General features: G+C 64.9%; 17 protein-coding genes and 1 tRNA gene. 17 read left to right on the forward strand and 1 reads right to left on the reverse strand.

Annotated elements, in window-relative coordinates:
* Nucleotides 1-21: 21 nt before the first annotated feature.
* The 9 genes from FKZ61_RS01740 (at nucleotide 22) to FKZ61_RS01780 (ending at nucleotide 10,192) form a co-directional block, all read left to right on the forward strand.
* A complete protein-coding gene (locus FKZ61_RS01740) occupies nucleotides 22-1,032 on the forward strand; it encodes an ABC transporter substrate-binding protein (protein ID WP_141608344.1) in 1,011 nt (336 codons plus the stop codon).
* On the forward strand, nucleotides 1,013-1,843 hold the full coding sequence (locus FKZ61_RS01745) for an ABC transporter ATP-binding protein (RefSeq protein ID WP_141608345.1): 831 nt from the start codon (nucleotides 1,013-1,015) through the stop codon (nucleotides 1,841-1,843). The genes FKZ61_RS01740 and FKZ61_RS01745 overlap by 20 nt, the downstream gene beginning before the upstream one ends.
* Nucleotides 1,844-2,031: 188 nt before the next feature.
* Nucleotides 2,032-3,561: a glutamate--tRNA ligase gene (gltX, locus tag FKZ61_RS01750; RefSeq protein ID WP_211358362.1), complete on the forward strand. Its 1,530-nt coding sequence runs from the start codon at nucleotides 2,032-2,034 to the stop codon at nucleotides 3,559-3,561.
* A 180-nt stretch (nucleotides 3,562-3,741) separates the two neighbouring features.
* Nucleotides 3,742-3,813, forward strand: a tRNA-Gln gene (locus tag FKZ61_RS01755).
* A 426-nt stretch (nucleotides 3,814-4,239) separates the two neighbouring features.
* Nucleotides 4,240-5,790, forward strand: coding sequence for a sugar ABC transporter ATP-binding protein (locus FKZ61_RS01760; protein ID WP_170199077.1), 1,551 nt, complete (start codon nucleotides 4,240-4,242; stop codon nucleotides 5,788-5,790).
* Nucleotides 5,791-5,864: 74 nt separating this feature from the next.
* Nucleotides 5,865-6,854: an ABC transporter permease gene (locus tag FKZ61_RS01765; protein WP_229964095.1), complete on the forward strand. Its 990-nt coding sequence runs from the start codon at nucleotides 5,865-5,867 to the stop codon at nucleotides 6,852-6,854.
* 130 nt (nucleotides 6,855-6,984) lie between these two features.
* The gene (locus FKZ61_RS01770; protein WP_141608348.1) at nucleotides 6,985-7,983 is read left to right on the forward strand and encodes a sugar ABC transporter substrate-binding protein; all 999 of its coding nucleotides are present in this window, start codon (nucleotides 6,985-6,987) and stop codon (nucleotides 7,981-7,983) included.
* A 13-nt stretch (nucleotides 7,984-7,996) separates the two neighbouring features.
* A complete protein-coding gene (locus FKZ61_RS01775) occupies nucleotides 7,997-9,511 on the forward strand; it encodes a xylulokinase (protein WP_141608349.1) in 1,515 nt (504 codons plus the stop codon).
* A 48-nt stretch (nucleotides 9,512-9,559) separates the two neighbouring features.
* Nucleotides 9,560-10,192 carry a MarC family protein gene (locus FKZ61_RS01780; protein ID WP_141608350.1) on the forward strand — a complete coding sequence of 211 codons (633 nt, stop codon included), beginning with the start codon at nucleotides 9,560-9,562 and terminating at the stop codon, nucleotides 10,190-10,192.
* A 5-nt stretch (nucleotides 10,193-10,197) separates the two neighbouring features.
* Here FKZ61_RS01780 and FKZ61_RS01785 read toward each other — a convergent pair whose 3' ends face one another.
* Nucleotides 10,198-11,388: an MFS transporter gene (locus tag FKZ61_RS01785; protein ID WP_170199079.1), complete on the reverse strand. Its 1,191-nt coding sequence runs from the start codon at nucleotides 11,386-11,388 to the stop codon at nucleotides 10,198-10,200.
* A gap of 464 nt (nucleotides 11,389-11,852) precedes the next feature.
* Here FKZ61_RS01785 and FKZ61_RS01790 point away from each other — a divergent pair, with 464 nt between their 5' ends.
* From FKZ61_RS01790 to dps, 8 genes are all read left to right on the forward strand, one after another.
* The gene (locus tag FKZ61_RS01790) at nucleotides 11,853-12,230 is read left to right on the forward strand and encodes a hypothetical protein (protein WP_141608352.1); all 378 of its coding nucleotides are present in this window, start codon (nucleotides 11,853-11,855) and stop codon (nucleotides 12,228-12,230) included.
* Nucleotides 12,231-12,266: 36 nt separating this feature from the next.
* A complete protein-coding gene (locus tag FKZ61_RS01795; RefSeq protein ID WP_141608353.1) occupies nucleotides 12,267-13,232 on the forward strand; it encodes an ABC transporter permease in 966 nt (321 codons plus the stop codon).
* On the forward strand, nucleotides 13,219-14,244 hold the full coding sequence (locus tag FKZ61_RS01800; RefSeq protein WP_141608354.1) for an iron chelate uptake ABC transporter family permease subunit: 1,026 nt from the start codon (nucleotides 13,219-13,221) through the stop codon (nucleotides 14,242-14,244). Before FKZ61_RS01795 ends, FKZ61_RS01800 begins: the two co-directional genes overlap by 14 nt.
* Entirely contained in the window at nucleotides 14,241-15,059 is an 819-nt protein-coding gene (locus tag FKZ61_RS01805) for an iron ABC transporter ATP-binding protein (protein WP_141608355.1), read from the forward strand. The genes FKZ61_RS01800 and FKZ61_RS01805 overlap by 4 nt, the downstream gene beginning before the upstream one ends.
* A gap of 224 nt (nucleotides 15,060-15,283) precedes the next feature.
* Nucleotides 15,284-16,294: a siderophore ABC transporter substrate-binding protein gene (locus FKZ61_RS01810; protein WP_141608356.1), complete on the forward strand. Its 1,011-nt coding sequence runs from the start codon at nucleotides 15,284-15,286 to the stop codon at nucleotides 16,292-16,294.
* 102 nt (nucleotides 16,295-16,396) lie between these two features.
* Entirely contained in the window at nucleotides 16,397-17,257 is an 861-nt protein-coding gene (locus FKZ61_RS01815; protein ID WP_141608357.1) for a siderophore-interacting protein, read from the forward strand.
* 657 nt (nucleotides 17,258-17,914) lie between these two features.
* Nucleotides 17,915-18,289, forward strand: coding sequence for a hypothetical protein (locus tag FKZ61_RS01820; RefSeq protein WP_141608358.1), 375 nt, complete (start codon nucleotides 17,915-17,917; stop codon nucleotides 18,287-18,289).
* Between the two features lie 93 nt (nucleotides 18,290-18,382).
* Complete coding sequence (gene dps / locus FKZ61_RS01825) at nucleotides 18,383-18,907, forward strand: DNA starvation/stationary phase protection protein Dps (RefSeq protein ID WP_141608359.1); 525 nt, start codon at nucleotides 18,383-18,385, stop codon at nucleotides 18,905-18,907.
* Nucleotides 18,908-18,968 lie beyond the last annotated feature (61 nt).

The raw sequence follows: 18,968 nt of genomic DNA on the forward strand, positions 1-18,968 counted from the left end.
CTTCAACGGAATGGAGTGACTATGCGCAAACTCAAGCTTGTGACACTTCTGCTGGCGGCCGTTCTCCTGGCCCTGGCCGGGTGCAGCCCCATCACGCCGCCGGGACAAGGGACAGGGGACGTCCCGGCCCTGACGCCCGTCACCCTGGGCGTGGGCTTCATCCCCAACGTTCAGTTCGCGCCCTTCTATGTGGGCATCGATCAAGGCTTCTTCGCCGCGGAAGGACTGGCCATTAACCTGGACTACGGCTTCGAAAACGATTACCTGAAACTGGTGGGCACCAACCAGCTTCAGTTCATGGTCGGCAGCGGAGACCAGGTGGTGTTGGGACGGGCCCAGGGCTTGCCCGTCCGCTACATCATGGCCTGGTATACCCGCTATCCCGTGGTGATCTTCGCCAAAAAGGACGCCGGCATCGTCCAGCCCGCCGACCTGGCCGGCAAGCGCATCGGCATCCCAGGCCCCTTCGGCGCGTCGTACGTGGCCCTGCGGGGCATCCTGGAGGCGGCCGGCCTGGAGGAACAGGACGTTCACCTGGAGAGCATCGGCTTCACCCAGGCGGCGGCTGTGAGCGAAGGGTTGGTGGATGCGGCCGTGGACTACGGCGTCAATGGGCCGGTCATCCTGGCCCAGGCCGGCATCGAGACCACCCAGATCGCGCTGGACGACTACCTGCAGATCCCTTCCAACGGCCTGATCTCCAACGACCAGACCCTGGAGCAGCATCCTGAGCTGGCGCGCCGGCTGGTGCGGGCGACCCTCCGCTCCATTCAATACACCCTGGAGCACCCGGACGAGGCCTTCGAGATTGCCCTGAAATTTGTGCCGGAAGCCGGGGGCGAAAATCGGGCGGCCAATCGCGCCGTCTTCGACGCCGTGTTGGCCTATTGGCAGCGCCGGCCCGGCACTCAGCCCGGCGCAACCCGGCTGGAAGACTGGCAGGCCGCGGTGGCATTCATGCAGCGTATCGGGCTGGTGGACAGCCCGGTGCCGGCGGAGGAGCTCTTCACCAATGAATTCGTCGTCGAATGAACGGGCGGTGGAGTGGCCGCCGCCATCGTCCGGCGTCGGCCAGCCCCTCCTGGTGGTCGACGGCGTGGGCAAATCCTTCACCGAAGGCCCGACGCCCATCCGTGCCCTCCAAACCGTGAGCCTTCAGGTCCAGCCCGGCGAGATCGTCTGCCTGCTGGGCCCCAGCGGCAGCGGCAAGAGCACCTTGCTGCGCATTGTGGGCGGCCTGATCCGCCCGGACCGGGGCCGGGTCTGGTTTGACGGCCAGCCGGTGCAGGAACCTCACCCCAGCATGGGTTTCATCTTCCAGAGCACCAACCTGATGCCCTGGCGCACGGTGCTGGACAATGTGCTGCTGCCTGTGGAGGTGCAAAAGGGGCGAGTGGAGGCCCGGGACCGGGAGCAGGCCCAGGAGCTCCTGGCCCTGGTGGGCCTGGACGGCTTCAGCCATCTCTATCCCCGACAACTCTCAGGTGGCATGGCCCAACGGGTGGTGCTGGCCCGGACCCTGCTCCATGGCGCCCGTCTGCTGCTGATGGATGAGCCCTTCGGCGCGCTGGATGCCCTGACCCGGGAACGGATGAACCTGGAGCTGCTGCGGATCCATCGCCTGCAGGCCAAAACCATCCTCATGGTGACCCACAGCATTGCCGAGGCCGTCTTCCTGGCCGACCGGGTGCTGGTGATGAGCGAGCGGCCCGGCCGCATCGTGGCCCAGCTCCCGGTGGACCTGCCCCGCCCCCGCACCATTGACATGATGGCCGGCGAAGCCTTCGGCCGCCTGACCCTGCAGGTCCGCCGGTACATCGGCGAAGTAGGGGAGCTGGACTGAAGGACCGGGTTCAGATTGACGCTGCCAGGTCCATATGGTACGCTTGGGGCAATTCTGAAGATGGCCCATCTGCCACAAATGTGCGCTACCCACCCCTGTTTCGCAGGGAACCAAGCAGATTCGCACACATTTGGGAGATGAGCTTCTGAACATTCTTTCTTGGGACATACTCTGGCAAGGACGTTGGCATGATGACCGAAAAAGGCAAAGGAGCACGGGTCCGTTTTGCGCCCAGCCCAACGGGCCCGCTTCATCTGGGGGGGCTGCGCACCGCCCTCTTCAACTGGCTCTACGCCCGCCACACCGGCGGTCAGTTCATCCTCCGCATCGAAGACACGGATCAGAAGCGCTACGATCCCCAAAGCCTGGATGAACTGATGGACGGCCTGCGCTGGCTGGGCCTGGACTGGGACGAAGGCCCGGACATCGGTGGGCCCTATGGGCCTTACATCCAAAGCCAACGCCGGGAAATCTATGCTGACTACGCGCAGAGGCTGGTGGAAAGCGGCCACGCCTACCGCTGCTACGCCACGGCGGAAGAGCTGGAGGCCATGCGGGCCGAACAGAAGGCCCGAGGCCTTCCCCAGGGCTACGACCGCCGCTACCGCTACATCAGCGACGAGGAGCGGGCGCGCCTGGAAGCCGAAGGGCGCCCCTCGGTCATCCGCTTTGCCGCCCCCCTGGAAGGCAAGACCGTCGTCCACGACCTCATCCGGGGCGACATCGAAATGGACAACAGCCGGATCAACGACCCGGTCCTGCTGAAGAGCGACGGCATGCCCACCTACCACCTGGCCGTGGTGGTGGACGACCACCTCATGCGCATCACCCATGTCCTGCGCGGGGAGGAGTGGATTTCATCGGCGCCACTCCACAAACTCCTCTACGATGCCTTTGGCTGGGAAATGCCCGTGCTGGTCCACCTGCCCGTCATCCTGGATCCCAGCGGCAAGGGCAAGATGAGCAAGCGTAAGAAGGTGGTGGGCGGCAAAGAGTACCTGGCCCTGGTGCGGGAGTTCCGGGAGGCGGGCTACCTGCCGGAGGCCATGTTCAACTTCCTGGTCAACGTGGGCTGGAACTTCGACCCGGAGCGGGAGATCTTCACCCGGGAGGAGGCCATCGAACGCTTCGACCTGGCCCAGATCAACCCCACCGCCGCCGCCCTGCCCTACGCCAAACTGGAGTGGCTCAACGGCGTCTACATTCGAGAAATGGATCCGGCTGAACTGCAAAAGCGGCTGGCCCCTTTCCTGGCCAAGCAATTGGGCCTGGATGAGGAAACCTTGCGTACCAGCCCGCGCCTGGCCAAACTGATCCCGTTGATTCAGGTGCGCATCAAGCTGCTCAGCGAAGCCGCCGACATCGTGGACTGGGCCTTCAAAGAGGCGTCGGAGATCACCTATCCGGATCCCACTCTGCTCATCGGCAAGAACATGGATACCGACCAGGCGGTGGCGGCCCTTCAGCGGGGGCTGGAGCTGCTGCGCAGCGTGGAGCCCTTCGATGCGGCCACCCTGGAGGCGGCCTTCCGTGCCGCCGCCGCGGAGATGAACGTGAAGGTGGGCAGCTTTTTCGCGCCCTTCCGGGTCGCCATCACCGGCAAAACCGTGGCCCCGCCCCTGTTTGAAAGCATGGAAGTATTGGGGCGAGAAGAGGTGGTCCGCCGGGTGGAAAACGCCCTCCAGGCCCTGGAAAGCTACGCCGCCCAGGCTGTCTGACGGGGTAGGCGGTCCCTGTCCCTGGCAAATTTTCCGTTGACAGCGGGGTCGGGTCGGCACCCGACCCCCTACCGGAACCAACTATGCGGTTCCAGCATAGACGAAAAAAGATGTGATTTTTTAACCCCATTTTTTGCCCGGTTTCAGGTGTATGTGGTATAGTTGAAAACAGTCAGGCGATGGGGGATAGTTTAATCGGCAGAACGTCTGACTCTGGATCAGATAGTTGGGGTTCGAATCCCTGTCCCCCAGCCTTCAAAGACCAAGTTCCCTGTGGGTCGCCAAACCATGAGCAGGGAACAAGGCCGAGCAGGCGTCCTGGTTCCGATGTTCATCTTGAAGTCGGGGCCGGGGCGCTTTCTTTTTTGCGCCTCAGCCCCGACCACCGCATGCAGTGTTCCCATGCCATCCGTCCAGATGACCACAGATTGGGCCAGATTCCTCTCTGAACATCCTTTACCACTCTCTTTGCAGATTTGAATCGATCCACAGATTCCACAGATGCACACGGCTTTGTATCGAGCTCTATTTGGGCAATCTGTGGCTAAACTCAAGTGCAAAGATGGTGTACTGGGGATGCCACTGAACTTCTGGTATAATCCTCCCGCGCAACGTTTTGTCATCTTGCCGTTACCCATTGACCACAAGCATTGACCACAAGGGATGGATGCTAACGCCATGGCCCCGCCCACCAATTCGAGCACCCCTGTGGTGGCCCTGGAACATGTGAGCAAAACCTTTCCCGGTGTGCGAGCCGTGGACCAGGTCTCCCTGGCCGTCTACCCGGGCACGGTACATGGGCTGGTGGGCGAAAATGGCGCGGGCAAATCCACCCTGATCAAGATCCTGGCGGGTGCCGTCCCCAAGGACGCCGGCCAGATCCGGGTCCACGGACAGCCCGCGACCATCAGCCATGTGCAGGATGCCCGACGCCTGGGCCTGGCCTTCGTGCACCAGGAGCTCAATCTGGTGCCCTACCTGGACGCGGCCGAAAATATCTTCCTGGGGCATCCCCTTCCCCAAACATGGTATGGCAAAATTCGCTGGCGCGAACTGCGCCGCCGCGCGGCCCAGATCCTGGACGAATTGGGGTGCGCCATCCCGGTGGATGTCCCCGTGGCACGGCTCTCGCCCGGGCAGCAGACCCTGGTGGCGGTCGCCCGGGCCTTTGCCGCCGATGCCGCACTGGTGGTGATGGATGAGCCGACCGCCACCCTGACGGAGCGGGAAATCGATTCGCTCTTTGCCGGGATCCGACGCCTGGTGCGCCAGGGGGCCGGCATCCTCTACGTCTCGCACCGCCTGGCTGAAATCTTCACCATCACCGACTGGGTAACGGTGATGCGGAATGGCCAGGTGGTGGCCACACGTCCCACCCAGTCCTGGGATCAGGAGCAGTTGATCCGGGCCATGACCGGCCGCGCGCAGGAGGTCATCTTTCCCCCACGCAGGCAGCAGCCCGGCCCGCCCGTCCTCTGGGCCGAGGAGCTCCATGGCGAGCGGATCCAGGGCGTCTCTTTCACCCTGCACCAGGGCGAGGTCTTGGGGATTGCCGGCCTGATGGGTTCAGGCCGCTCGGAACTGCTGCACCTGCTGTTCGGCGCAGCCCGGCTGCGAGGGGGCAGGCTCTGGCTACAGACGCCGGCCGGCGCACGGCACCCTCTGACACCCCGCTCTCCTGCCCATGCCCTGCGCCACGGCATTGCGCTGGCACCCGAGGAACGGCGCACCCAGGGGCTCCTCCTCTCCCGGCCGGTCTACGAAAATGTGACCCTGACCCACCTGGCCCGCTTTGCCCGGGGGCGCTTCCTGCTGGACCGGCAGCGTGAGCTGGACGCGACCCAACGGCTGGCCCAGAGCCTGGGGCTCAAAGCGGCCAGCCTGAAGCAGCCCGTCTACCAGCTTTCGGGTGGGAACCAGCAGAAGGTGGTCTTTGCCCGCTGTCTGGCCGGAACGTTGAAGATCCTCCTGCTGGATGAGCCGACCCGGGGCATCGATGTGGGCGCCAAATTGGAGGTGTATAAGCTGATTCAGGAGCTTACAGCGCAGGGCGTGGCCGTGGTGCTGGTCTCCTCGGAATTGCCTGAACTCCTCGCCCTGTCCGACCGGGTGCTGGTCCTCCATGAGGGACGTCCCGCCGGTATTCTGGATGCTACCGGGGCGGATCCGGAGGCGGTACTCCGCCGCTGCTACGGCGTGGATCGCCCGGCGGATGGGCCAATGCGCTAAAAAAACGAATTCACGGATCTGGAAAACACGTCTGGAAAGCACGTCTGGAAAACACGAAATCCATGGAAAGCCGGTTGGAATCCCAAAACACCCAGGTTGCTCCTGAGTCCCTGCCCTTCTCCCGGCGGCGTCTCGGCCCGTGGCTCCGGGCATACGGCACCTTTGCCGGCCTGTTGGCCCTGTTTGTCACCTTTGCCCTGCTGCGGCCGGGCGTCTTCCTCAGCGTCAACAACCTGCGCAACATCACCGAACAGGTGGCCATCCTGGCCATTGTGGCCACTGCGATGACGGTGGTGATGGTGGTGGGCGACTTTGACCTCTCGGTGGGGACGCTGGCCAGCCTGTGTGGCGTGGTGGTGGCGGATCTGCTCATCCGGGGCTTCGGACTGTGGCCCAGCATCGCCGTGGGGCTGGCAGTGGGCCTCCTGGCGGGCATGCTCAACGGCCTGCTGGTGGCGTACGCCGGCCTCTCGGCCTTTGTGGCTACCCTGGCCACCATGACCGCCTTTCGAGGCCTTTCCCTCTGGTACACCGGCGGCGCGACCCTGTTTTCGGGCATCGATGAATCATTCCGCTTCATCGGCCAGGGCATGACCGGCCCTGTCCCCAATTCGGTCTGGCTGATGCTGGCGGTGGTGGCGGTCACCTGGTTCCTGATGGAGCAGACTGCCTTTGGCCGCCGGCTGTACGCGGTGGGCGGCAACCCGGAAGCCTCTTTCCTGGCGGGCCTCCACGTGCGCCGGCTGCGCCTGGCCGCGTTTCTCTACTCCGGCCTGGGCGCGGCCATTGCCGGCATTGTGCTCACCAGCCGACTTTTCTCGGCCCACCCCACGGCTGGCGAGCCGTTGATGCTCACCTCCATTGCCGCGGTCTTCCTGGGCATGACCATGTTCCGGGAAGGGGAGGCCCACGTGCCGGGCACCGTGTTCGGCGTGCTGCTGTTGGGGGTGCTCAACAACGGCCTGAACATCCTGCACGTCAATTCCTACATCCAGAACGTCCTGACCGGCGCCATCATCGTGGCCGCCGTGTTGCTGTCGGGCCTGTCCCGCCGGGCACGCTAAACAGGGAGGTGCCTGCACGCCCGCTCCAAGCGCATCGTTCTGCCAGAGCCCCCCTGGCTTTGACCGTTAAAGACCGGTTCACGACCGGACACCATCCACAAACTCCAGGCCATTGCAAAGGATTGAACCCATGAACCGCATCGTGCGAACCTGCTACCTGCTGATCCTCATCAGCATCCTGTCTCTGGCTGGCTGTGTGGCCCCCCCGCCGCCCACCGCCGACACCGGTGCGTCCACCGGGTCGGAAACGGCGGCAGAAGCCACCACCGACACCGCCAGCGATACCGTAACCATTGCCGTCGTGACCCCGTACATGGCCAACGCCACCACCAAGTTCGTCATCGACCGCTTTGTGGCCTACGGCCAGGAGCAGGGCTGGGAGATCTCGGTGACGGACACCAATGCCGACTTCAACGCCCTGGTCAGCCGCATCGAAGACGCGGTCACCCAGGGCGTGGACGCCATCGTCCTGGGGATGGGCGACCCGGCCCAGATGACCAAAGGCCTGGAGAGCGCCCAGGCCGCGGGCATTCCCGTCTTTGGCCTGGACGCGGGCACCGGCCCCGGCGTGGTCCTCAATATCACATCGGATAACGCCCAGTTGGGCCGGGAGACCGCCCGCTACCTGGTGGAGGCGCTGGGGGGCGAGGGCAACGTCATCATGTTCACCCACGACCCGCATCCGGGCGTCCGGGCCCGCGCTGTAGCCGCGGCGGAGGTCTTCGAGGAAGCCCCGGGTATCACCGTGCTGGAGAAGAAGCACATCGAGGTGCCCGGCCCGGTGGACTTTGCCCGCAGCCTGACCCAGGATCTGCTGACCGCCTACCCGGAGCCCGGCTCCATCGCCGGCATCTGGGCCGGGTGGGATGAGCCAGCCCTGGGCGCGGTCCAGGCCATCGAGGCCGCAGGCCGCACAGAAATTCGGGTAGTGGGCATCGACGGCACCGACTTTGCCAAGGCCGAAATTGCCAAGGGCGGCCCCTTTGTCGCCACCATCGAGCAGGACTTCGACGCCATGGCCGCCGAGCTGGTTCGCATCATCGCAGACTACCTGGCCGGCAACCCGCCGGAAACGGACCTGGTCACCATCCCCGGCCGGCTGATTACCGCCGAGACCCTGGCTGAATAGCTGAGCCAAAAGCATGCAGACCCTGATCGCCGTTGACGTGGGCACCACCGGCGCCAAGGTGGCCCTGGTGAACCAGGACGGCGCTGTCCTGGCCACCGCCTACCGCGATTACCCCACCCTCAGCCGGCCGGACAACGGAGTGGAGCAGGATCCCGAAGCCTGGTGGCGGGCTGTGTGCCATGCATTGCAGGAAGTGGTCCAGGGTGGCCTCCACCAGGAGGTGGCCGGCATCATGCTCAGCGGGCAGATGCAGGACCTCATCCTGCTGGGGCCCGAGGGTGCCCTGGGCCATGCCATCCTCTACTCGGACCAGCGGGCCCAGGTGGAGGCCGACGAACTGGAGGCCCAGGTGGGAGCCGAGACGCTGATCCAGGTCACCGGCAACGCCCAGGGCGCGGCCAGCCTGCTGGCCAAATGGCGCTGGCTCTGCCGCCACGAGCAGGACCGGGTGCGGGCCTGTCGCTACCTGCTGCCTGGCGCCCATGACTACATCGCCTGGCGGCTGTGCGGCGTGGCCGCCACCGACTACACCACCGCGGCCACCACGGGCCTGCTGGCCCTGGCCGCTAACCAGTGGGCCACGCCGCTGCTGGAAGCCGTCCAGCTCCCTGCAGCGCTTTTGCCGCCCCTACGGCCAGCCGGCAGCCGCCTGGGTCTCCTCCACCAGGCGGCCAGCCAGGCTACCGGCCTGCCCGAGGGAATCCCGGTGTTGCAGGGCGTGGGCGACCTGGGCGCGGCCACCGTGGGGGCAGGCGCTGGCCGACCCGGACGGGCGTACGCCTACCTGGGTACCAGCGGCTGGGTGGCCTGTTCCGCTACCCAGGCCCAGCCCGATCCAGGGCGCGGGCTCTTTCTGCTGCGCCATGCGGATCCCCGGGGCTTCATTCAGGTGGCGCCCATGTTAACGGCAGGGGGCAATCTGGCGTGGCTGCGGGGGGTGCTTTCCAGTGAAGCGCTACTGGACTACGACCAGGTGGTGCGGCTGGCAGAGGCAGCGCCGCCGGGCTGCCGGGGCCTGCTCTACCTCCCCTACCTGGCCGGCGAGCGTTCGCCCTTCCAGGATCCCAACGCCCGGGCCTGCTTCCTGGGCATCTCCCAGGGGACAGGCCGGCCGGAGCTGGCCCGGGCCGTCCTGGAGGGGACCGCGCTGGCCTACCGCGCCCTCTGCGACGTGTTGGCCTTGCCGGCAGGCGCGCCCCTCTCCCTGGTGGGTGGCGGCGCCCAGTCGCCTCTGTGGTGCCAGATCCTGGCCGACGTGCTGGACAGGCCCGTCCACGTCCTGGCCGACGCGGCCAGTGTGCCGGCTCGGGGCGCCGCGCTCATTGCCGGCCGCAGCCTGGGCTGGTACGCGGACCTCTTCCCGGGCGAGGCCTTCTTTCCGACGGTGCGCACCCATCGCCCCGAAGCCGCGCACCGGTCCCTCTACGACCACCTCTACGGGCTGTTCCAGCGCCTCTACCCCAACCTGGCAGAGACCTTTGCCGGGCTGGCCCGACTGCCCCAGGTGGCCCCATCCGGCCCGGCGTGAAGGCTCCTGAAACGCCATCACGCCACCGCCGTTGCCCAGGAGAAGCCCATGCTGGAAATGGTCATCATCGCCTTCACCACCCTCTTCGCCACGGTGGGCCCACTGGATGTGGCGGCCATCTTCGCGGTGCTCACAGCAGAGCTGACGCCCCGGGCCCGGCGCGCCGTCGCCCTTCGGGGGACGGCCATCGCGACCGGGATCCTGGTGCTCTTCGCCTGGAGTGGAGAGACCCTGCTGGATCTGCTGGGCATCTCCCTGCCAGCCCTGCGGGTGGCCGGCGGCATCCTGCTGCTCCTCATCGGCATCGAGTTGGTCTTTGCCCGCAGTTCCGGCAGCACCTCGGCCACCGACGAGGAAGTCCAGGAGGCGACCACCCGGCAGGACATCTCCGTCTTTCCCCTGGCCACGCCCTTAATTGCCGGCCCCGGCGCCATGGGCGCCACCATCCTCCTCATGACCGGCACCCACGGCGACCCCCTCCTGCAGCTGGCCGTGATGGTGGGGCTGCTGGCCGTCATGCTCCTCACCCTGGCCGGCCTGTTGCTGGCCAGCCAGGTACAGCGCATTTTGGGCGTCACAGGGATGCATGTGGTCAGCCGGGTCTTCGGCATCCTGCTGTCGGCCCTGGCGGTCCAGTTCATCTTCGACGGCATCGCCCAGAGCGGCCTGCTGGGCCCCTGAACCGGTCAGGCCTGAGTCACGGGAGGACGTGACGCCCCTCCGGCACGCTGCTGCCGGGCCAGATCCCACACCAGAAAACCGAGAGGCAGGACCAGCAGGTAGTTCAGGCCCAGGGCTACCGGAAAGCCAGCCTGTTGGGCCACCACGCCGGTCCAGAGGGGAGGCACCATGGCCCCCAACGTCATGGCCACGTTGAGGGTGCCGGTCATGGTGCCCGTCTGCGCGGGATACAGGCGGCTGCCGTAGGCCAGGGCCGTGGGGAACAGGCCGGAGAGGCTCAACCCAGAACAGAAAACCCCGGTCGCCATCCAGAGCGTCCCCAGGTTGAGGAAGACCAGGGGATAGGTGAGGGCCATGCCGGCAGCCAGGAGGGCCAGGGTGGTGATGTATCCCAAGCGCTCGGCAAAGGCCGCACAGAGGAAGCGCCCGGCGGTCAAGGCCAGGTAGAAGAGGGAAATGAAGGAGACGGCGAAGAGGGCGGATGGGTTGCCCTGCTCCTGGGCCATGAGGGCGATCCAGCCCAGGAGACTATAGGCGACGCCATTGTAGATGAAAGCGATCAGGAAAAGGGCCACGAAGGAGCGCTGGCGCAGCATACCCAGATCCAGCTTCTGGGAGGCGGCCGATCTGGCCTCCGGTTTTGCTGCCCGGTAGAGGCCGTAGGCGCTGACGGCGTAGATCAGCCAGATCAGCCCTGTGCCGGCCAGGCTCCAACGCCAGGAAAGGCCCTGATCCAGGAGATAGCCGATGGCCAATGGGGAAAGGGCTGCGCCCCCGCCATAGACGCCGTGCAGAATATTGAGCGCGCGCGCCTGGGCCTGGAGATTGGCATCGGCGATCATGGCGTTGATGCCTGTGGACAGGGCTCCCTGGGCCCCGTTGGCCAGGAGAAATCCCAGCAACAAAAGCAACCAGGGCCTGGACGCGGCGGTCAGGCCTAACGCCCCGGCCAGCAGAAGCGCGGCCAGCCAGACCAGGCGCGGCCGGCCCAACAGGTCCGAACCGATGCCGGCCAGCACGTTGCCCAGGATGCCACCCAAGGCCCGGGCCGGGAAAATGAGCCCGATGGCAGCCAGGGTCAGGCCGGCTGCGCCAAATTCGGCGGTGATGGCGGGCATGACCGACGGGATCAATACTGCCGCGGTGCCGATGAAAAGATAACCAACCAGGCCGAGGAGCGTCTGCTGCCGTTCCATGGGGGCTTCCTTGAACATGGGCATTTGGGCACTAATGTCGTTACCTTACCAGCAACGGCTCCTTTTTCCAACCTGGGCGCCTTCAAATGGGCATTCTTCACCCGCGGCGGCAAGTTTTTCGGCAGGTGCGCTCCATCCGGTCCCATCCCGCTGCCATGGGGCCCTGGGGCGCCGACTTAACCCATGTTTCGGCCATGGCTCAAGGCCGTTTGAATTGGCATTTTACCGGCGCTGAATTCCCCGCTTAAACCTCCTTCGCTCATTCCTCAACCGGCGCCAAAAGCAGATCCGGCCAAATTCGCCCGCGAAACGTCGCCAAACCATGCTAGCATACGGGACGTGTTGGCCTTCAGACCCGGGAAGACGGCTTGTCCGGTATGGAAACCGGACCTGCGAAATCATGGGCGCTACTTCGCAAGGCAATCAGAATGAGTCATCGGCAAATCCATTGGGAAGGAGTGAGCATGTGTCAACAGATGTGGATGCTGGCGGAACAGAGCCATACCCGCTATGTCAGCCAGTGTGAACATGGAACCGTCCACCTGGTCTGGGACGGGGTGAGCGTCCACCTGGCGCCTGAGGCGTTCGCGCGCCTGTCCGGCCATCTGTTGCGCCTGGCCGCCCAGGCGGAAGCCCAGGTGGCTGGCGCGGGGGTGGTTGAGGCGGGCCAATGCCGCCTGCAGATCGGGAGCCTCTCGGTGGGGATCCCCCTCCAGGAGCTGGCTTCCATGGCGGCCCTGGTGGCGACGGCCGCCTCCTCCCTGGCCGGGGACCGACCGGCCACCCGTCCCCTGAGCGCGCTGCCCCTGTGGCAGGGTGAGATCCGCTGGTACTGCAACTGATTGCCCATCGGAGCTGGTGTCATGGAACCTGCTTTCATGGAACGACGGGTGGTTGTGAGCATGACCCTCCTGCTGGGCGTGCTGGCGGTTCTCTCCCTGTTCGTGGGCGCCCATACCCTGACCCTGAACGGGCTGCTTGCGTGGGACTCGACCCAGTTGCGGGTCTTCCTGGCCAGCCGGGTGCCTCGGCTGGTGGCGATTCTGACGGCCGGGATGGGGATGGGCGTGGTCGGGCTGGTGATGCAGCAGCTGGCACGCAACCGCTTTGTAGCGCCCTCGACCGCGGGCACGGTGGAATCGGCCACCCTGGGCATACTGGTGGCCTTGCTCCTGTTTCCCGCAGCCACCATGCTGCAGAAGATGGGCATTGCCTTCATCTTTGCGCTGGCGGGCACGGTGCTATTCCTGCAGATGTTGGCCCGCATCCCCCTGAAGGATGTCATCATCGTGCCCCTGGTGGGCATTATGTTCGGGCGGGTCATCGGCGCGGTGACCACCTTTTTCGCCTACCGCCACGACCTCCTGCAGAGCCTGGGCGCGTGGACCAACGGCGACTTTTCCGGCGTGTTGCGGGGACGGTATGAGCTTCTGTACGTGGCCATTCCGGCCGTGATGCTGGCCTACTGGTTTGCCGACCGCTTCACCCTGGCCGGCATGGGCGAGGATTTCGCCCGCAACCTGGGGCTGAACTACCAGCAGGTCCTCTACCTGGGCCTCTCCATCGTGGCCCTGGTCACCGCCGTGGTGGTCTTGACCGTGGGTGCCATCCCCTTCCTGGGCCTGATCGTCCCCAATGTGGTCAGCCTGCTGCTGGGCGACCACATGCGGCGGACCCTGCCCTACACGGCCTGGGGCGGCGCGCTGCTGGTGCTGGCCTGCGATCTGCTGGGCCGGCTGATCCGCTACCCCTACGAGATCCCGGTGGGCACCATCGTGGGCGTGCTGGGCAGCGGCATCTTCCTCCTGCTCATCCTGCGGAGGGAGGCCTATGCGGCTGGATAGTCTTTTGGCCCCGGCCCAAGGAAAGGCCCGGGCCGGCCGGCGGTTGCCCTGGGTCGAGTTCGGCAACAGGCCGGATGGGCGGCTGTGGGTGCTGGCCGTGGTGGCGGCGCTGCTGATCCTCCTCTTCCTGACCATCGACGTCCAGGGGCACTGGGACTTTGTGCTGCCGCGGCGGGGGCGGAAGGTGGTGGCCATGGTGGTGGTGGGCTACGCCATCTCCTACGCCACCGTGCTCTTCCAGACGGTCACCAACAACCGGATCCTGACCCCCAGCATGATCGGCTTCGACTCCCTCTACATGCTGATCCAGACGGTGGTGGTCTTTGCCTTCGGGGCCCTGACCCTCACCACCATGCCCCCTGGCATCCGCTTCCTGATCAACGCCGGGCTCATGATGGGGTTCGCGGGCCTGCTGTACCGACTCCTCTTCCAGCGGGAAGGCCGCTATCTCTACTTTCTGGTACTGGCCGGCATCATCTTCGGCACCTTTTTCAACAGCTTCACCAGCTTTCTCCAGCGGCTGATCGACCCGAACGACTTCGCCGTGCTGCAGGACCGCATGTTCGCCAGCTTCAACAGCGTTCCCGAGGAGCTGCTGTTGGTGGCCGTGGCGGGTGTGCTGGCCGCCACCGGCTTCAGCCTGCGGGATGCCCATCGGCTGGACGTCCTGGCCCTGGGCCGGGATCATGCCATCAACCTGGGGGTGGAGCACGAGCGGGTGGTGCAACGCCTGATGCTGGTCATCGCCGGCCTGATCGCCGTCTCCACGGCGCTGGTGGGCCCCATCACCTTCTTTGGGCTCCTGGTGGCGAACCTGGCCTACACCCTGATGCCCACCTACCGCCACCGGTACGTGATCCCGGCCGCCGCGCTGCTGGGGATCATTGCCCTGGTGGGCGGCCAACTGCTGGTAGAACGGGTCTTCACCTTTTCCACCAGCCTCAGCGTTATCATCAACTTCATCGGCGGAAGCTATTTCATCTTCATGGTTCTGAAGGAGTCTCGTGCATGATCCAGCTTCATCACGTGACCAAACGGTATGGCACCAAGGTGGTGGTGGACGATGTCTCGTTGACGGTGACCCGCCGGGGGATCACGTCCTTCATCGGCCCCAACGGAGCCGGCAAGAGCACCCTCCTCTCCCTCATCTGTCGCCTCCTGCCCCGGGATGCCGGAGAAATCTGGATCGACGGTGCGGAAATCAGCCGCACACCCAGCCAGGCGCTGGCCCGGAAGATCGCCATCCTGAAGCAGGAGAACCAGGTGCACGTGCGTCTGACGGTGCGGGAGCTGGTCAACTTCGGGCGCTTCCCCTATTCCCAGGGGCGCCTCAACCAGGAGGACCAACAACACGTGGAGCAGGCCCTGCACTACCTGGAGCTGGAACCCCTGGCCAACCGCTACCTGGACCAGCTCAGCGGCGGGCAGCGCCAGCGGGCCTTCATCGCCATGGTCCTCTGCCAGGATACGGACTACATCCTGCTGGACGAACCCCTCAACAACCTGGACATGCGCCACGCGGTCCAGATCATGCAGATCCTGCGGCGGCTGGTAACGGAGCTGGACAAGACCATCATCCTGGTGCTGCACGACATCAACTTCGCCTCCTGCTACTCCGACCGCATCGTGGCCCTGAAGGATGGGCGGGTGGTGGCCCAGGGCGACGTGGCCCACATCATGCAGTCCCCCACCCTGCGCCGGATCTACGACATGGAGATCCCGATTGAGGTGATCAACGGCCACCGCATCGGCGTCTACTTCGCCGCCGAGGACGGCTGTCCAGAGGTGATGCCAGCATGGGCCGGCGCCTTCCCGCCGGCGACCTGAATAATTCAGTTGATCCACCCGATCCCGGGGCTGCTCTGGTTATGGTGGACGGGAACCGGCAGCCCCGGATCGGCTTTCACTCAGTACAGTCTGGCGTAAATACCACGGCAGCAATTCGGCAACAACACCTACTACCTCCGGTGGATACTATCGCCGAATGTCTGCCGGGATTTACCAATCATCAACAACTTCAAAACGTTCAAGTGTGTTAAGGAGTGAAACGGATGCGTTACCAGACCAAACGACCACTGCTCTCCCTGCTCGGGCTGACCGTCGCCATTCTCCTGGCCGGCTGCGTGGCCGTGACGCCCACCACCCAGGGTACCTCTGCCACAACGGCAGCGGTGGATACATCCGGCCCGGCCGAAACCGAATCGGCCCAGGCAACGCCGGAGACGGTGACCATCACCCACGTGCAGGGGGAAACCCCCGTGGTCAAAAACCCCGAGACGGTGGTCGTCTTTGATTACAGCCTGCTGGACACCCTGGACCAGTTGGGCATACCCGTGGCCGCGGTGCCCCAGTCCAACCTGCCGCCGTTCCTGGCCCAATACGCCGACCCGGCCTACGCCAATGCCGGCACCCTGTTCGAGCCGGATTACGAGCAGATCAACGCCTTGGAGCCGGATCTCATCCTGGTGGCCGGACGCTCGTCCGGGGCCTACGGGGAGCTGGCCAAAATCGCCCCGACCATCGACATGACCATCGACGTGGCCAACTTCCTGGCCGACTTTGAGACCAACATGCGCCACATCGGCCTGATCTTCGACCGGGAGGAAGAGATCGAGGAGCGGCTGGCCGAGATTGAGGCTTCGGTGGAACGGGTGCGGGCGAAGGCAGCGGACAGCGGCCAGAACGCCCTGATCGTCCTGGTCACCGGCGGCAACGTCACGGCCTACGGCCCGGGCTCCCGCTTCGGCGGGATCATCCACGACCTGCTGGGCGTGCCGCCTGTGGTGGAGGATATCGAAGCGGCCACCCACGGGGACGCCATCTCCTTCGAGTTCATCCTGGAGCATGACCCGGACATTCTCTTCGTGATCGACCGGGATTCGGCCATCGGCCAGGGGACGGTGGCCGCCCAACAGGTGCTGGACAACGAGATCATCCACGCCACCAAAGCCTGGCAAAACGACAAAATCGTCTACCTCGATCCCGCCATCTGGTACCTGGCCAACAGCGGCCTGCGCACCTTCCCCCAGATGATCGCCGAGGTGGAAGCGGCCCTGGAGTAATCGGTCGCGCCGCCTCCCCGGCTCGTGGGGCCCCGTCCGGGGCTCCACGAGCGGACCGCCATCCGTTGAGAACAACCTGTGCCAATCATTTCAGGAGAGCCCATGACCCAGGAAACAACAGTCACCAGCGAGCAAAACGGCCCAGGGCCCCGGCGTACGCCCCCTCGGCTCCTGCAGGTGCTGCGGGCGAACCAGGTGACGCCCCGCATGCGCCGGATCACCCTGGGCGGGGAGCAGCTGGACGGTTTCCCCGCCGACAGCCCGGGACGCCACATCAAGCTCTTCATTCCCCGGGCCGACCAGGAAAAACCTTGCCTGCCCACGTGGAGCCCCCTGGGCATCCAGTGGCCGCCCCGGGAGGAGCGCCCCTACGTGCGCACCTACACCGTCCGCGGCTATGATCCTACCGCAGGAGAGTTAACCGTGGATTTCGTGCTCCACGAACATCAGGGGCCGGCCAGTGCCTGGGCAGCCCGGGCAAAGGCGGGCGACTGGATCGGCGTGGCTGGGCCGGGCGCACGGGGGAGCATTCCTCTGGATGCCGGGTGGTACCTGTTTGTGGGCGACGAGAGCGCCTTGCCGGCCATCAGCGCCTACCTGGAACGCCTGCCCGCGTCGGCCCGGGGCTACGCCCTGGTGGAAGTGGCGGACAGCCAGGAAGAGCAGCGGCTGCACTATCCCGCCGCGGTAGAGCTGATCTGGTTTCACCGCAACGGCGTGCCCGCCGGTCAGAGCCAGGTGCTGCTCGAGGCCGTAGCCCAACTGGCCTGGCCGTCCCAAAGCGGGCTGTTTGTCTGGATCGCCGGCGAAGCGGCCATGGTAACGGGACTCCACAGCTACCTGCGCACGGCTCGGGCGGTGCCCCGGGAAGCCATACGGGCCATCCCCTTCTGGCGGGCCGGCCTGTCGGAGGAAGAGTACCACGACGAACGCCATCAGGTGATGGACGCCCTGGGGAGTTAACCGCGGTTAACTCCCCAGTTAGGCGCCCTTTGCTGGCGCCTTCGGTGGCACCGAAACCAATTTTTCCCCAATTCGTCCTAAAAATGCCTCAACCTGATGGTATGATAAACCTGACGCAAGGTCGAACCTGGCAATAAGTCTGCTCGTAAATCCCGGCAGAAATTCGCCGGTATTTACGCCAGACTGTCCTAGTGTACCGGAGAAACGAGGCGAACATGGACTGGATTGGCTGGCTTCAAGTTGGTTTATTGGTGGGCATCGTTTCGGCCGTTGGCTTTCCCCTGACCCTCCAGGCGCGCTGTGCCGGGTTCAAGTGGTGCCGCGTGCAGGATCTGGGAAGCACAGGGAGGCGAGATATCACCCCCAGTTCTGAGAACCGCCCAGGTCCGTGGAACTCCATGGCCACCCACGCATCCCGCTGACGCGCAACCCGCCGAACCGGGAAGATGCGATGCCGGACTTGGGAAAGAGATAGACCGATTCAAATATGGCGAAATCACTTTGTAAGCTCAAAAAATCCCTGTTGAAGGGGGAGATCGAGGCGTACATGCAGTTGGTGAATCGCCCCACCCACGTCTGTACCAAGTGTGGCCGGGCAGCCAACAGTAAGAAACTTCTGTGTAGTCCGACGAAATTGAAAGACGTTTAACACAACGAATGATTCACGTACAGGGAAATCAACAACTGGCCCAAACGGGCATTGGCCGGGCCATCCACCGGCTGTCCGGCGGCCAGATCGAATTGCGCTGGGACCGCCTGGTGATCCACATGCGCCCGGCGGACCTGCTGGTGCTACATCAGGCGCTGCTGCGCTTCGCCGAAGCCACAGGCCGAGAGTGGACGTCAGACTACTGTATCGAGATGGGGTCCCAGATTATACTGTTCAATCGGGTTGAGCTGGCAGACTTTGCCAGGATGGTGCACCAGGCGGCGGAATCCCTCCCGCGGCGGGTCGTCCACTGGACGGACATTCCGGTCCGCATCAACGCCGTGGATGAGGGTTTCCCCCTGGCCCATCTGAGCCCCAATTGAAGCGGGTCCGATGAAACCTGTTTCAGGCTGCTCCACCGGTCAGTTTGAACAGGTTGAATCAGGCGAACAAACATTGCATCAGGAGGTTTGACAATGGCGACAAAAGGCAATGGCGCGAGTGTGAAAAATCTGACCGGTACGCTCCATGAGACCAGCGTGGAGATGTCCCAGGAGTTGCGGGCGCAGATGATCAGCCTCTGCAACCAGCAGCTGGCCAACACCAGTGATCTCTACAGCCAGACCAAGCAGGCCCACTGGAACGTCAAGGGCATGCAGTTCGAGCAACTGCACGTGCTCTTCGACAAGATGGCCGAGAGCATCCAGCCCTACATCGACATGATCGCGGAGCGGGCCACAGCCCTGGGCGGCACCGCGCTGGGGACCGTGCGTATGGCCGCCAACACATCCGAGCTGCCGGAGTTCCCGGCGGATGTCTTCGACGGGGAGACCATGCTCAAGGTGGTGGTGGAGCGCTGGGCCCAGTACGCCAACAGCATCCGTGCCGCGGCCACCCAGGCCGACGAGGCCGGAGACCTGGAGACGTCGGACCTCTTCATCGAGGTGGGGCGGGTGGCCGATAAGATGCTCTGGTTCGCCGAAGCTCACCTCCAGGCCTGATCACGGCTACTATCTTGCCAGAAAGTCCCATCGGGGCGGGTTTGAAACCCGCCCCGATTTT

The sequence above is a fragment of the Litorilinea aerophila genome (assembly GCF_006569185.2).
In the GTDB taxonomy this organism is placed as follows: domain Bacteria; phylum Chloroflexota; class Anaerolineae; order Caldilineales; family Caldilineaceae; genus Litorilinea; species Litorilinea aerophila.